The sequence below is a fragment of the Cupriavidus sp. 05N38 genome, assembly GCF_056397345.1.
In genome coordinates, this window is record NZ_JBFTNF010000180.1 from 1 (window position 1) to 450 (window position 450).

General features: G+C 69.1%; 1 protein-coding gene. It reads right to left on the reverse strand.

All coding sequences use genetic code 11. The features are described 5' to 3' along the window. Positions 1–429: aldo/keto reductase (locus AC1DK4_RS40815; protein WP_477132279.1), on the reverse strand; the 429-nt coding region annotated here is incomplete at its 3' end. Positions 430–450 lie beyond the last annotated feature (21 nt).

Here is a 450-nt window from a genome sequence, read left to right on the forward strand (position 1 = left end):
CACGTATTCGGCCTCGGCGATCTGCCAGCCGGCGCGGTTGGAGTGGCCGATGTAGCGGACCTTGCCGCTGGTGACGAGGTCATCGAGGGCCGAGAGCGTCTCCTCGACGGGCGTGAGCGGGTCCGGGGTGTGGAACTGGTAGAGGTCGATCCAGTCCGTGCCGAGCCGGCGCAGCGAGGCTTCCGCTGCCTTGATGATGTAGCGGCGGGATCCGCGCGCCCCAAAGTCCTCGCCATTGGCGCCGCGCATGTCCATGCCGAACTTGGTGCCGATGACCGCGTCGCCGCGGCGGGCGCCCAGGGCTTTGCCGAGCATGGTCTCGCTGAGGCCCGGCTCCCGGCCGTAGGTGTCCGCGACGTCAAAGAAGGTAATCCCGGCGTCGAGGGCCGCATGGACGACGGCGTCGGTGCCTTCCTGCGATTCGGTCACGGTCCCGGAACGGCCCAGGTT